Origin of the sequence: Enterobacteriaceae endosymbiont of Macroplea mutica (assembly GCF_012571345.1) — a bacterium.
Taxonomy (GTDB): Bacteria; Pseudomonadota; Gammaproteobacteria; order Enterobacterales; family Enterobacteriaceae.
Map to the genome: position 1 here is coordinate 44,849 of NZ_CP046218.1, position 14,331 is coordinate 59,179.

General features: G+C 23.5%; 13 protein-coding genes. 9 read left to right on the plus strand and 4 right to left on the minus strand.

From position 1 onward, the window contains the following. Positions 1-9: 9 nt before the first annotated feature. The 5 genes from leuB to dapA all read left to right on the plus strand — a co-directional run bounded on the left by leuB (position 10) and on the right by dapA (position 4,773). A complete protein-coding gene (gene leuB, locus GJT87_RS00245; RefSeq protein ID WP_168895432.1) occupies positions 10-1,104 on the plus strand; it encodes a 3-isopropylmalate dehydrogenase in 1,095 nt (364 codons plus the stop codon). Positions 1,105-1,112: 8 nt separating this feature from the next. Beyond that, the gene (gene leuC, locus GJT87_RS00250) at positions 1,113-2,510 is read left to right on the plus strand and encodes a 3-isopropylmalate dehydratase large subunit (RefSeq protein WP_168895433.1); all 1,398 of its coding nucleotides are present in this window, start codon (positions 1,113-1,115) and stop codon (positions 2,508-2,510) included. Positions 2,511-2,514: 4 nt separating this feature from the next. Further along, on the plus strand, positions 2,515-3,114 hold the full coding sequence (gene leuD, locus GJT87_RS00255) for a 3-isopropylmalate dehydratase small subunit (RefSeq protein WP_168895434.1): 600 nt from the start codon (positions 2,515-2,517) through the stop codon (positions 3,112-3,114). Between the two features lie 17 nt (positions 3,115-3,131). Then, complete coding sequence (locus GJT87_RS00260; RefSeq protein WP_168895435.1) at positions 3,132-3,791, plus strand: adenylate kinase family protein; 660 nt, start codon at positions 3,132-3,134, stop codon at positions 3,789-3,791. A 103-nt stretch (positions 3,792-3,894) separates the two neighbouring features. Then, positions 3,895-4,773 carry a 4-hydroxy-tetrahydrodipicolinate synthase gene (dapA, locus tag GJT87_RS00265; protein WP_168895436.1) on the plus strand — a complete coding sequence of 293 codons (879 nt, stop codon included), beginning with the start codon at positions 3,895-3,897 and terminating at the stop codon, positions 4,771-4,773. Here dapA and glyS read toward each other — a convergent pair. Continuing rightward, positions 4,765-6,828 (minus strand): glycine--tRNA ligase subunit beta, encoded by a 2,064-nt coding sequence (gene glyS / locus GJT87_RS00270; protein WP_168895437.1) that lies wholly within the window; start codon positions 6,826-6,828, stop codon positions 4,765-4,767. The genes dapA and glyS overlap by 9 nt on opposite strands. Before the next feature lie 32 nt (positions 6,829-6,860). Then, positions 6,861-7,739, minus strand: a complete 879-nt coding sequence (glyQ, locus tag GJT87_RS00275) for a glycine--tRNA ligase subunit alpha (protein WP_168895438.1) — start codon at positions 7,737-7,739, stop codon at positions 6,861-6,863. A gap of 184 nt (positions 7,740-7,923) precedes the next feature. Here glyQ and GJT87_RS00280 point away from each other — a divergent pair, with 184 nt between their 5' ends. The 3 genes from GJT87_RS00280 to rplY are packed head-to-tail and all read left to right on the plus strand — an operon-like array spanning position 7,924 to position 10,185. Continuing rightward, entirely contained in the window at positions 7,924-8,862 is a 939-nt protein-coding gene (locus GJT87_RS00280) for a cation diffusion facilitator family transporter (RefSeq protein ID WP_168895439.1), read from the plus strand. Positions 8,863-8,884: 22 nt separating this feature from the next. Further along, positions 8,885-9,847 carry a 6-phosphofructokinase gene (pfkA, locus tag GJT87_RS00285; protein WP_168895440.1) on the plus strand — a complete coding sequence of 321 codons (963 nt, stop codon included), beginning with the start codon at positions 8,885-8,887 and terminating at the stop codon, positions 9,845-9,847. A 26-nt stretch (positions 9,848-9,873) separates the two neighbouring features. Continuing rightward, entirely contained in the window at positions 9,874-10,185 is a 312-nt protein-coding gene (rplY, locus tag GJT87_RS00290; protein WP_168895441.1) for a 50S ribosomal protein L25, read from the plus strand. 38 nt (positions 10,186-10,223) lie between these two features. Here rplY and dapB read toward each other — a convergent pair whose 3' ends face one another. Together dapB and ileS are read right to left on the minus strand one after the other, a co-directional pair. Then, positions 10,224-10,988, minus strand: coding sequence for a 4-hydroxy-tetrahydrodipicolinate reductase (dapB, locus tag GJT87_RS00295; protein WP_168895442.1), 765 nt, complete (start codon positions 10,986-10,988; stop codon positions 10,224-10,226). Positions 10,989-11,104: 116 nt separating this feature from the next. Beyond that, complete coding sequence (gene ileS / locus GJT87_RS00300) at positions 11,105-13,882, minus strand: isoleucine--tRNA ligase (protein WP_168895443.1); 2,778 nt, start codon at positions 13,880-13,882, stop codon at positions 11,105-11,107. Positions 13,883-14,061: 179 nt separating this feature from the next. Between ileS and rpsT the strand changes: the two genes are divergently transcribed. Continuing rightward, positions 14,062-14,325, plus strand: a complete 264-nt coding sequence (gene rpsT, locus GJT87_RS00305) for a 30S ribosomal protein S20 (protein WP_168895444.1) — start codon at positions 14,062-14,064, stop codon at positions 14,323-14,325. Positions 14,326-14,331 lie beyond the last annotated feature (6 nt).

Sequence of the window (14,331 nt, forward strand, 5' to 3'; positions counted from 1 at the left end):
AGGAATTTTATGAATAATATGTTTAAATTAGCGGTACTTCCTGGAGATGGTATTGGTCCAGAAGTTATGCAACAAGCATTAAAAATTTTAAATAAAGTTAAAAAATATTTGAATAAAAAGATTATTATTAATACATATAAAGTAGGTGGTGCAGCTATTAATACTTTTGGACATGCACTACCTAAAGAAACATTACATGGATGTGAGGAATCTGATGCAATATTATTTGGTTCTATTGGAGGCCCAGAATGGGATTCTTTGCCTTTAGAAAAAAGACCAGAACAAGGATCATTATTAAAATTAAGAAAACATTTTAATTTATTTGCTAATTTGCGACCAGCATATATTTATGACAATTTATATTCATTAAGTCCTTTAAAAGATGAAATTATACAAAAGGGATTTAATGTAATATGTGTTAGAGAACTTACTGGAGGAATATATTTTGGTCAACCAAAAGGAATACAATATCAACAAAATAATACATATGCTTTTGATACAGAAATTTATCATGAATATGAAATAGAAAGAATTGCTAAGATTGCTTTTAATTTAGCAATAAAAAGAAAAAAAAAAATTTGTTCTATTGACAAAGCAAATGTATTATATACATCAATGTTGTGGCGTAAAATTATAAATAAAATATCTCAAATATATGATGAAGTTATTTTACAGCATATGCATATAGATAATGCTGTTATGCAATTAATGAAAAACCCATCACAATTTGATGTGATACTTTGTCCAAATTTATTTGGTGATATTATTTCAGATCAATGTGCCATGATTACTGGTTCTATTGGTAATTTACCTTCAGCTAGTTTAAATAATAAAAATTTTGGTTTATATGAACCCGCAGGAGGTTCTGCTCCTAATATTGCTGGCAAAAATATTGCTAATCCTATTGCACAAATTTTATCATTATCTATGCTCATTGAATATAGTTTACAAAATAGTATAGTAGCACAAAAAATCAACCATGCTATTATGCAAACATTAGCACAGGGTTATAGAACTAAAGATCTTGTAAATAAAAATACACAATTACTAAATATAGTTACAACAGAAGAGATGGGAACATTAATCACTCAAAATATAATATAGGTGTAATAATGGGTAAAACATTATATGAGAAAATATATGATAGTCATCAAATTTGTACAATAGAAAATCAAATAACATTATTATATATTGATAGACATTTTATTCATGAAGTAACTTCTCCACAAGCATTTCATTCCTTAAGAATAAAAAATCGTAAAGTGTACAGACCAAAAAAAACATTTGCTACAATGGATCATAATGTTTCAACATTAACACAAAATTATGAACAAATTAGTATAGATGCACAACAACAAATAAAAATGCTAATAAAAAACTGCAAAGATTTTAATATACAATTATATGATATATATCATCCTTATCAAGGAATTGTACATATAATGGGCCCAGAACAAGGCATCACTTTACCAGGAATGACAATTGTATGCGGAGATTCACATACTTCTACACATGGTGCATTTGGTGCATTATCTTTTGGCATTGGTACCTCTGAAGTAGAACATGTTTTAGCTACACAAACATTAAGACAAAAAAAAATAAAAAATATGTTAATTAGTATTAATGGTATCATACCTAAATATATTACTGCTAAAGACATAATTTTATACATTATTAAAAATGTAGGTATTAGCGGATGTAACGAGCATATTGTAGAATTTCAAGGGACAGTAATCAAACAATTAAGTATGGAAAGTCGAATGACCTTATGTAATATGTCTATTGAAATGGGTGCAAAATCTAGTTTAATAGCACCAGATAATATTACTTACAGATATTTAAAAAATAAAACTTTTACTCCTAAAGGTGCTAATTGGATTCAAGCAAAAAAATATTGGAAAACTTTATATAGTGATACTGATGCTTATTTTCATAAAATTATTAATATAGATATTTCTAATATCAAACCACAAATAACTTGGGGAACAAATCCAGCACAGTTAATTAGTATTGATGAAAGAGTTCCTTTAATTAAATCTTTTAAAAATAAAGATCARCAAAAATCAGCGCACAGAGCACTACATTATATGGGTTTACAAGAAGGAATGAAATTAATAAATCTAAAAATAGACAAAGTATTTATTGGATCATGTACTAATTCAAGAATTGAAGATTTAAGATCTGCAGCAAAAATTATTTATGGAAAACATATTACAAATACAGTACAAGCTATTATTGTACCAGGATCACAAATAGTAAAAAAACAAGCAGAAAGAGAAGGGTTAGATAAAATTTTTAAAAATGCTGGTTTTGAATGGAGATTACCAGGATGTTCTATGTGTTTAGCTATGAACGAAGATAAATTATTACCTGGCGAACGCTGTGCTTCTACTAGTAATAGAAATTTTGAAAGTCGTCAGGGAATAAATAGTCGAACACATTTAGTTAGTCCATTAATGGCTGCTGCAGCAGCAATTAATGGTTATTTTATTGATATACGTAATTTATAAACATATGAAAAAAATACAATTAAAATATATAGGTGTTATTGCTCCTTTAGATATTTCTAATATTGATACTGATGCGATTATACCTAAACAATTTTTACAAAAAAATATTAAACATGGTTTTGGTAAATATTTATTTTATTATTGGCGATATATAAATAAGAACCAAATAAATCCTAAATTTATTTTAAATCAACAAAAATTTAAAAATGCAAATATACTCTTAACTAGAGATAATTTTGGATGTGGATCATCTCGAGAACATGCTTTATGGGCTTTAATAGATTATGGCATTAAAGTTATTATCGCATCTAGTTATGCAGATATATTTTATAATAATGCTATAAATAACAAATTATTATTAATTATATTATCAAAAAAAGATATTAATAAATTATTTCTTATTATTAAAGAACAACCTGGCATTACTTGTGTAATTAATATACAAGACAAAATTATTAACATAGCAAATAAATATTTTTCTTTTCATATTGATAAATATGTTTTGCAATTTATTTTGAATGATGCAGATCAAATAGATATCACCATGAAATATTATAAAAAAATTAATATTTTTGAACATAAACATCATAGTTTTTTTTCATAAAATATGAGAATAATAATATGCGTATAATTTTATTAGGTGCTCCAGGTGTTGGTAAAGGAACACATGCTAGATTTATATCAGAAAAATATAATTTGCCTCATATTTCTATTGGTAATATTTTACGTAATTGTATATCAAATCATGATTCTATTATGTCACAAAAAATTAAAAAATATATTAATAATGGATTAATGGTTCCTGATAATATTACTATACAAATTATTAAAAAACGTTTATCTAATATAGATTGCAAAAAAGGTTTTTTATTAGACGGATATCCTAGGAATATAATACAAGCAAATATTTTAGAAAAAGAAAATATTAAAATTGATAATATTATTGAAATATATATCCCTTATAGTCAAATTATTACAAGAATTTTAGGACGACGTATACATGATCCTTCTGGACGTACTTATCATGTTATTTTTAATCCTCCTAAAATTTTTGGGAAAGATGATATAACAGGAGAACCGCTAATTCGTAGAATAGATGATAATATTCAAACAATTAATTATCGTTTAAAAGAATATTTTAAACAAACTCAACCTTTAATACAATACTATCGTAAACAAGTATATAAAAAAGATTTTTTATATAAAAAAATTAACAATACTTTATCCATAATAGAAGTAAAAAATGAAATCGATCATTTTTTACAAAAAAATATACGTTAATAATAACATTATCATATTTAAATAATGAAAATTATGGTTTATTTATTTTAAATTTGTTAATATAGCTTATACGATTATATTTAATTATATAGGTTACAATTTAATGTTCACTGGATGTATTGTTGCACTTATTACTCCTATGGATATGAAAGGTAATATTTGTAAAATTAGTCTTAATAAACTTATTCAATACCATATTCATAATGGTACTAATGCCATAGTTGTTATGGGAACAACTGGTGAATCATCTACATTAAACTACCATGAGTATATTAAAACCATTATGTGGACATTAGAGTTATCAAAAAACAAAATACCAATTATTGCAGGAACAGGATTCAATAATACATTTAAAAGTATTAAAATAATATCAGCTTTAGAAAATACTGGCATTATAGGATGTTTAAATGTAACACCGTATTATAATAAACCTACACAAGAAGGTTTATATAAACATTTTAAAACTATTGCGCATAGTACTAATTTACCACAAATATTATATAATGTACCACAACGTACTGGATGTGATTTATTACCAGAAACTGTATATCGTTTATCTAAAATTTCGAATATAATAGGCATTAAAGAAGCTACAGGCGACTTATCTCGTGTTAATCAAATTAAAAATTTAGTACATAAAAATTTTTTTTTACTTAGTGGTGATGATAGTACATCTTACGAATTTATGTTATTAGGTGGTCATGGTATAATTTCTGTTACTGCTAATATTGCTGCACAATATATGAAACGATTTATAAAGTATATGAAACATCATCAGCTTGATAAAGCTAGAATAATAAATAAAATACTAATGCCGTTACACAAAACATTATTTCTTGAAACCAATCCTATACCTGTAAAATGGGCTGCAAAAAGAATGGGGTTAATTAATAGTAGTTTTATGCGGTTGCCTTTAACAACTTGTACTCTTAAAAATCAAAATATTATAGAAACCATATTAAAACAATTAAAACTAATATAATTGTGTTAAATCTATTACTTTTGATAAATATTGTTGTATTTGATATAGTATAGTGATTCTATTTTTTTTCAATTGTACATTTTGATGATTAATTATAACATTTTGGAAAAATGTATTTATAGGATAATATAATTCTGATAGAATTAATAATATATTATAATGTTCATAATGGTTTATTTTAACATTTATGATTTTTGATAATTTTTTTATATGATTCATTAAAATTAATTCTTCTTTAAGAAGAATTAATTGTGGATTAATATCATTACAAATGAATTGTTTATATTGGACAATAACTTTATTAATTCTTTTATGAGTTAAAATAAGTAATTTACCTTGTTTTTTTTCTAATGTAAAAAATTTACTTACAGTACGTATAATATGATCCATTAATAATGGTTTTGTAATTTTACTCTTTAAAATAGTGGTAACTATTTCTGGTTGGAATTTTAATGATACATACCAAGTTTTACATCTTTGTAACATAAATGTTATTAATTCTAATATTAATTTATTTTTATTACATTGTAATTGATATAATGTGATTACAAAATCAATTAATTTATATAAATCTAAATTAAATTTATTTTGTATAATAATACGTATAATAGTTAAAGCTATTTTTTTTAATGCATAAGGATCCTTATTACTTGTAGGTAATAACATGATACTAAACATGCCTACTAATGTATCAATTTTATCAGAAATAAATAAAATACATGAAATATCATAAGATGGAATTTGAGAGTACATATTATATTTATACTGATCATATAATGCTTGTATAATGGATGGATGTTCTTGATTATATTTAGCATAGTACATACCAATAATACCTTGTAAATCGGCAAACTCATTAACCATTTGTGTTGCTAAATCACATTTAGATAATAAACTAGCTTTTATGCAATGTATAGTATTACATTGTAAATTATATGATAAATATGTAGAAATTTTTTTTATGCGTATTGTTTTATCAAATAAAGTACCTAATTGATTATGAAAAGTAATATTTTTTAAATGTTTTAAATATTGTACTAATTTTATTTGTGTATCTTGATAGAAAAAAAAATTAACATCTTGAAAACGCGCATGCAAAACTCTTTCATATTCTTGAATAATATGATTATTAGTGTTATTTATATTAATAATAAATAAAAAATAAGGTAATAATTGATTTTTATTATTATAAATAGGAACATATCTTTGATATTTTTCCATAACATAAACTAATATTTCTTTTGGCAATGTTAAAAATTTTTTATGTATTGTCCCTACTAAAACTATAGGCCATTCAACCATAGCTGTTAACATATTTAAAAAATCTAATGATAATTTTACTAAACCATGTTTTTTTTTAGCATGATATTGAATATCATTAAAAATTTTATTTTTTCTTTTAGTAAAATCAACAATAATATGTCCAACATTATATAATTTATCTTCATAGTCTTGTGCATGTAATAAATTAATATTTTTATTTTTATATAAAAAACGATGACCGCAAATAATATTATTAGTCGGAATATTTAATATATTAATTGGAATAAATTCTTTATCTAATAATACACATATATTCCTAATAGGACGAATAAATTTAAATGTATTATGCCAATACATAGAATGAGGTATAGCTATCTTAGTAAGAGTATTAATTAAGCATTTTGATAATAAATCTTTAATATGTGAACCAATCATATGTTTTTCATAAAAAATATAATTATTATGATATGTAATGTTTTTTAAATTGGTTATTTGATACTTATGTAACCATAATTTTACGATTGTTAAATCAAAAATATTTTTTTGATTTGCAACGATATATGGTCCTTTAATTTTTAAATAATAATTATTTTGTATAGGATTTAAACTTAAAATTTTTATAGCAATTCTTCTATGTGTCATAAAAAAATTTATTTTTTTATATTGAAAATGATGTACATCATGTATTTCATACGTTAAATTTTTAACTATAATTTTGGTAAGTTTTAATAAAACATAAGATGGTATATCTTCAATAAAAATTTCTATTAATAAAGTAGTTGTTTTATACATACAAATATATACCTTGTTGATAAAAAATATAACTATCCATTATTATCATAATATTGTTTAACGATATCTTTAGTCATATTACGTAATTTTAATATATATCTTTTGCGTTCTGTAAAAGAAAAAAATTTTCTAGATTCTAACAAATTAAAACAATGTGAAGCTTTCAAAAGTTGATTATATGCAGGGAAAATTAATGATGGTTTTAATTTTAATAAAAAAACAATTTCTGTCATATAATGTTGAAATGAATTAACTAAAAAATTAGTATCAGCATAATTAAAATTATATTTAGAATATTCCTTTTCATTTTGATAAAATAAATCACGATATGTAATACATGTTCCCATACTTTTAGACCAAATTAAATCAAAAATATTATTAATATTCTGGATATGCATACCTAACCTTTCCAGACCATATGTAATTTCACCTGTTATAGGTTGACATTTTAATCCACCAATTTTTTGAAAATAAGTAAATTGTGTAACTTCTATACCATTTAATAATATTTCCCAACCAACACCATAAGCTCCTAAAGTTGGATTTTCCCAATTATCTTCTATAAAAGTAATATTATTATTTTTACAGTCTATATTTAATGATTTTAATGAATGTATATATAAATCTTGTATATTACATGGTGGTGGTTTTAACATAACTTGAAATTGATAATATTGTTGCAAACGATTAGGATTATTCCCATATCGACCATCTGCAGGTCTTTTAGATAATTGTACATAAGCTATATTATATGGTTTTTTACCAATAGCATACAAACATGTCATAGGATGTGATGTACCAGCACCTACTTCAGTATCTATAGGCTGTAATATTATACAGCCTTGTTGGGCCCAATATTTTTGCAAAATAAATATCATCCCTTGAAAAGTTTTTTCAGAAAAATGTGTCATAATAATATATTTAACTTTAAATGTTATTAAATTGTGTTTTTTTGATATAAAATACATAATTAAATATAAATTTAACATATTTTTTATATAATACATATGTATGTTACAGTAATCTGTTATTATTTTTCTAAAAAATAACATGTTTGTATTATATGATACACAACAATATACAGAAGGAATATTTATGAATTTTATCTTTAAAAAACTTTTTTTAAAACATAAGACAACCAATTATAATACATTGGTTGTACGAATAACATATTGTGCTATACTAGTATCTTTTATATTATTAATACTTAAAATAATAGCATGGGAATATACACATTCTATTAGTATGTTAGCATCTTTTATTGATTCGTTAATTGATATAACTTCATCTACAATTAATTTATTAATTTTATACTATTCGTTACAACCTGCTGATTTTCAGCATTCTTTTGGTCATGGTAAAGCCGAATCATTATCTGCGTTGACACAAAGTGTGTTTATTTGCGGCACAGCAATTATTTTATTTATACATAGTATTAAATACTATTCACATCCTATACATCTAATACATCCAACTATTGGCATTATTGTTATTATTTTTTCATTTTTTTCTACATTATTATTAGTAATGTTACAAAAAAAAGTTATTAAACAAACTAATAGTCAATCTACACATGCAAATATGTTACATTATCAATCTGATATTTTAATCAATAGCGCAGTATTATTCGCATTTATATGTAATATATATAATATTAATACAGCAGATCCATTAATAACATTATGTATTAGTATATTAATATTTGTTAATGCTACTAAAATAGTATATAAATCTATTCAATCATTATTAGATCAATCATTACCTGATTATGAAAAAAAAATTATTATGAATTTAATTAATTCTTGGCCTAAAGTATTAGGTGCACATGAATTAAAAACTAGACAATCAGGACCAACTAGATTTATACAATTACATTTAGTATTAGATGATAAACTATCTTTATTAGAAGCACATGCAATTGCAGAAGAAATAGAGTTAGCATTAGGTAAAAAATTTCCATATTCAGAAATACTCATTCATCAAGATCCATATTCTATAGTTCCTAAACATAATCAAGGTTTTTTCCAAAATTAATATATTATAAAAGGTTACTTCTATGATTAAAAGAATCGGTGTATTAACCAGTGGTGGCGATGCTCCAGGAATGAATGCTGCTATTAGAGGTATCACACGTACTGCTATTGGTAAACAATTAGAAATTTTTGGCATATATAATGGTTATTTAGGTTTATATAATAATAATTTTATTCAATTAAATAGACAAAGTGTTGCAGATATTATTAATAGAGGAGGTACCTTTTTAGGTTCTGCACGATTCCCACAATTTGCAGACCAACAAGTACGTACTATTGCTATTAATAATATGAAAGCTAATAATATTGATGCTTTAGTTATTATTGGTGGTGATGGTTCTTATATTGGTGCAAAACTAATCACGGAAATGGGTTTTCCATGCATAGGAATACCTGGCACAATCGATAATGATGTTGCTGGTACTGATTATAGTATAGGTTATTTTACTGCTTTAGAAACTATTGTACAAGCTATTGATCGTTTAAGGGATACTTCTTCCTCTCATCAAAGAATCTCATTAGTAGAAATTATGGGCAGACGTTGTGGTGATTTAACATTATCCGCTGCTATTGCTGGAGGATGTGAATTTATTGTATTGCCAGAAATTATTTATAATAAATATGATTTAGTACAAGAAATTAGATTAGGAATAGAAAAAGGCAAAAAACATGCAATAGTATTGATCACAGAATTAATTTGTGATATTAATGAATTAGCTAAATTCATTGAAAAACACATACAAAGAGAAACTCGAATAACAGTTTTAGGACATATCCAACGGGGTGGAGTTCCTGTAGCGTATGATCGTATTTTAGCATCAAGAATGGGTACATATGCTGTAGAATTATTATGTAAAGGTTACGGAGGCAGATGTATTGGTATTAAAAATGATATTATGGTTCATAATGATATTATTGATGCTATTAAAAATATGAAAAGAGTTTTTAAAAAAGAATTATTTGATACTGCAAAAAAACTATATTAATTTTTAGTTATATAAAGAGTAAGAAAATGAACACTATAAAGATATTTACACGTGCGCACATAGGGAAAAAACATAATAAAATATTACGTATAAATAATAAATTTCCTGCTATTATTTATGGTAATAATATTAGTAATATATGTATTTATATATATAATAAAGATATTCTAAATATTAAATTAATAGATTTTATGTTTTCTAAAAATAAATGTATTTATTTAATTGGCTATAATAATAATACAATTACTGCTAAAATACTAAATATACAATATCATCCTTATAAAAATAAAATATACCATATAGATTTTTTATACATTACTGGTTTAATAACAAATTAAGCATAATAATATTATATGATATAACCATAGTAATAAAATTATAATCCTAAAACATCGTTCATACTATATATGCCATTTTTATTAACATGCGATAACCATATAGCAGCTTGTAATACACCTTTAGCAAAAGGAATRCGGTTAACAGCTTTGTGTGTGAATTCAATTTGTTCGCCTGCAAAAGAAAAAATAATTTGATGTTCTCCAGAATAATCACCAGCTCTAATAGAATGACAATTAATATTTTGGGTAATGTGATGCTGGCAATATTTAGCTAACATAAGATTTTTCATAAATAAAGCCGTTCCTGAAGGAGAATCTATTTTATGTTTATGATGTTTTTCAATAATATCAATATCAACATTTGCTTGAAAATTTTCACATAATATTTGTGTGATATTTTGTAATATTTTATTAATAATATTTATTCCTTGACTAAAATTAGCAGACCAAAGAATACTAATATCGTTAGATGCTTTTAAAATTTGTTTTTTTTCATAATGGTTAAAACCAGTAGTGCCGATAATAATTTTTTTTTTATATTTTTGGCATATTTGCACATATTCTAAACTAGCTTGAGGATTAGTAAAATCTATCAAAATATCAAAATCATGAATAATATCATATATATTAGATTTAATATTTAATTGTGTTGAACCATATTTTATTGTTTTTATATGATTTTTTATATCAATAACACCATTTAAAATAATATTTAAATTATTTTGATTAATAATATTTAATATAGCAGTACCCATTTTACCGGTAATTCCAGTAATAGCTAAGCGTACTTTATTTTTGTTCATAAGTATATTACTCCATATCAAAATGTTATATTATAATGAATAAAACATTTAATATACATGTTAGTATTTATTTTTTTAAAATTTTATATAACTACATATTATCTATATAATCTTTTTTAAATATGTAAACGATGTTCGCCTGCATATTTAGTATTATTAACACATTTATTACAAAAATTATTAATACCATCAACCATATAATACCAACATCTCACACATTTAGAATATGTACTTTTTTGAATATGAAAATTACTGATGATGTTAGTCGTATTTATCGTATTTGCTATAATATCTACTTTAGATACTAGTAAAAAAAAATTTAATTCTTGATCTAATAATGATATTTTTTTATAATGATCTTCGTGTATATATAAAGTAATATTTGCTTCTAAAGAACTACATATGATTTTTTTATTACGTGCATCTTCAATAATTTTATTTACTTCTTCTTTAAAAAGAAACATGAAATTCCAATAATCATTATTCATATTTTCTTTATCAGATAACGTAAATAGTTTATCGTACCATGTTTCAGTAAAAATATTTTTTATTTTTTTACCTGGCATATATCCCCATGTTTCATATGCAGTAAATGATAATATCGGCATAATCCAGCGTACTAATGATTCTAATATCATATATAATGATGTTTGGCAACTTAATCGTTCCATACTTTTTTTAGGAAAAGTATATTGCCTATCTTTTATTAAATCTAAATATATAGAACCTAACTCTATAGTACAGAATTTCATGATCATTTTAACTATATTATGTATATTATAATGATTATAATCATTAATAATTAAATCTTGTAATATTTTTGTTTTATGTATAATCCATTTATCTATACTTAGCATATTATGTGCAGAAATCATGTCATGATTAGGATCAAAATCATTTAAATTTGCTAAAATATATCTAATAGTATTACGTATACGTCTATAAATTTCTGTGATGTTTTGTAAAATACAAGAAGAAAGATGTACTTCGCTATAATAATCCGTAGAAGCAACCCATAAACGTAAAACATCAGCACCAAATTTTTTTATAATATCTTGAGGCTTAATAATATTACCTATAGATTTAGACATTTTTTTACCTTCATGATCTACAGTAAAACCATGACTTATAATATTGCTATACGGTTTTTTATTTTGTGTAATAGTAGATAAAACTAATGCAGCGATAAACCATCCTCTATATTGATCTGAACCTTCTAAATACATATCAATTTTATTTATATTTAATTTTTGTCTAACTACAGCATCATATGTTGATCCTGAATCAAACCATACATCTAAAATATCTGTTACTTTATGATAATGAATATAATCTTTTCCTAAAAAATCTTTTTCTTTTAAATCCCACCATGCTTGAATGCCATGTTTTTCAACAATACTAGCAATTTTATTTATTAGTTTTGTAGAATGTTTGTATATTTTATTAGTTTTTTTATGTACAAATAAAGGTATTGGAATACCCCAACGTCTTTGTCTAGAGATGCACCAATCTGGTCTTTTTTGTAACATATTTTTCATTCTATTTAAACCCCATTTAGGGATCCAATTTATATCATTAATGTTTTTTAATAATAATTTTCTTAAATCATGATGTTCCATACTAATAAACCACTGTGGAGTAGCAATATAAATAATTGGAGTTTTATGTCTCCAGCAACATGGATAATTATGTAAATATTTTTCTTGTAAAAATAAAGTATTATTTTTCAATAAAATATTTTTTATCACATCATCCGAATTAAAAACATGAATATTATTAAGTTTATGATGTATTCCATTAATATAATATCCTTTTAAATTAATAATATTATTTTTGCATTTGATATTATTTTCATTACAGATATTATAATCATCTAAACCATGATTAGGAGCCATATGTACTATACCAGTACCTTGTGTATGTGTAACATAAGAACTAATAATTATTTTAGAATAAATATTAGTAATTGGATTTTGTAATCTTGTTGTTATAAAAAAATCTTTACCTTTTAATTGTCCAATAATTTGCCATTGTGAGATGGTTATGTTTTTAAAAATTATTTTAACTAAATTTTTCGCTACCACAATAATTTCATTATTAATAAGTATAAATTGGTAATTTATATCTGGATGTATAGCAATTGCTTGATTAGCTGGTATAGTCCATGGTGTTGTTGTCCATATTAATAATGATATGTTAATATTTGTATGCTGAATATTTAAAATATTTTTATATTTTATATTATCCACTATTATAAATTTAACATACATTGATGTAGTATATTTGGCAATATAATCTATTTCAGCTTCTGCTAATGAAGAACTACATTGTATACACCAATGAATAGGTTTATTACTTTGATAAACACTATGATTTTTTAAAACCTTACCAAAAGTACGAATAATATTTGCTTCTACTTTATAATCCATAGTTAGATATGGATTATCCCAATCAGCTATTATTCCTAATCTAATAAAATCTTTTTTTTGTTTTTGTACTTGTTTAAATGCATATTTTCTACATTGAATTCTAAACTCAGTATCATTTAATGATATATTTTTTTTTTTACACATTTGTTCTATTTTATGTTCAATTGGTAGCCCATGACAATCCCAACCAGGAATAAATGGTGCATAATAACCATGTAACATTTTAGATTTAATAATAATATCTTTTAAAATTTTATTAAAAGCATGTCCAATATGTATATCACCATTTGCATATGGTGGTCCATCATGTAAAAAAAACATTTTTTTAGTTTTATGTGTATTTAGAATTTTTTGATATAAATTTTCTATAGCCCATTTTTCTAATATATTTAATTCTTTAATTGTAAGATTAGCTTTCATTGGAAATGATGTATAAGGTAAATTTAAATTAAATTTATTTTTCATACTTTATATCTTTATATAATTAAAATATCATCTTTTATAGTACATAATATTTATTAATATACGTATATACTATTGTTTTTTATTTTATGTTAATATTTATTAAACATATTATATATTATAATAATTATATTCATTCATATAGCAAAAATATCTTTATGACAATAGGAATACTTAAAAATATGGCAAATATAAAATCATCTAAAAAAAGAATATTAAAATCTATACAACAAAAAAAAATCAATACAAGTTATCGTACTATGATAAAAACATTTATTAAAAAAGTAAAAAATACTATTGTAAGTAATAATAAAACACAATCTTTAATTGCATTTTACAAAATGCAATCTATTGTTGATAAACAAGCACATAAAGGATTAATACATAAAAATAAAGCCGCACGTATAAAATCGAGAATATATGCTAAAATTAATAATATAATTTAAGATATT

Bases quoted from the DNA above. Each gene is read 5' to 3' on its own strand.
- ileS (WP_168895443.1), bottom strand. From the start codon at position 13,882: ATGAAAAATAAATTTAATTTAAATTTACCTTATACATCATTTCCAATG.
- rpsT (WP_168895444.1), top strand. From the start codon at position 14,062: ATGGCAAATATAAAATCATCTAAAAAAAGAATATTAAAATCTATACAA.
- rplY (WP_168895441.1), top strand. From the start codon at position 9,874: ATGAACACTATAAAGATATTTACACGTGCGCACATAGGGAAAAAACAT.
- GJT87_RS00260 (WP_168895435.1), top strand. From the start codon at position 3,132: ATGCGTATAATTTTATTAGGTGCTCCAGGTGTTGGTAAAGGAACACAT.
- leuB (WP_168895432.1), top strand. From the start codon at position 10: ATGAATAATATGTTTAAATTAGCGGTACTTCCTGGAGATGGTATTGGT.
- dapA (WP_168895436.1), top strand. From the start codon at position 3,895: ATGTTCACTGGATGTATTGTTGCACTTATTACTCCTATGGATATGAAA.
- pfkA (WP_168895440.1), top strand. From the start codon at position 8,885: ATGATTAAAAGAATCGGTGTATTAACCAGTGGTGGCGATGCTCCAGGA.
- glyQ (WP_168895438.1), bottom strand. From the start codon at position 7,739: ATGACACATTTTTCTGAAAAAACTTTTCAAGGGATGATATTTATTTTG.
- glyS (WP_168895437.1), bottom strand. From the start codon at position 6,828: ATGTATAAAACAACTACTTTATTAATAGAAATTTTTATTGAAGATATA.
- leuD (WP_168895434.1), top strand. From the start codon at position 2,515: ATGAAAAAAATACAATTAAAATATATAGGTGTTATTGCTCCTTTAGAT.
- GJT87_RS00280 (WP_168895439.1), top strand. From the start codon at position 7,924: ATGAATTTTATCTTTAAAAAACTTTTTTTAAAACATAAGACAACCAAT.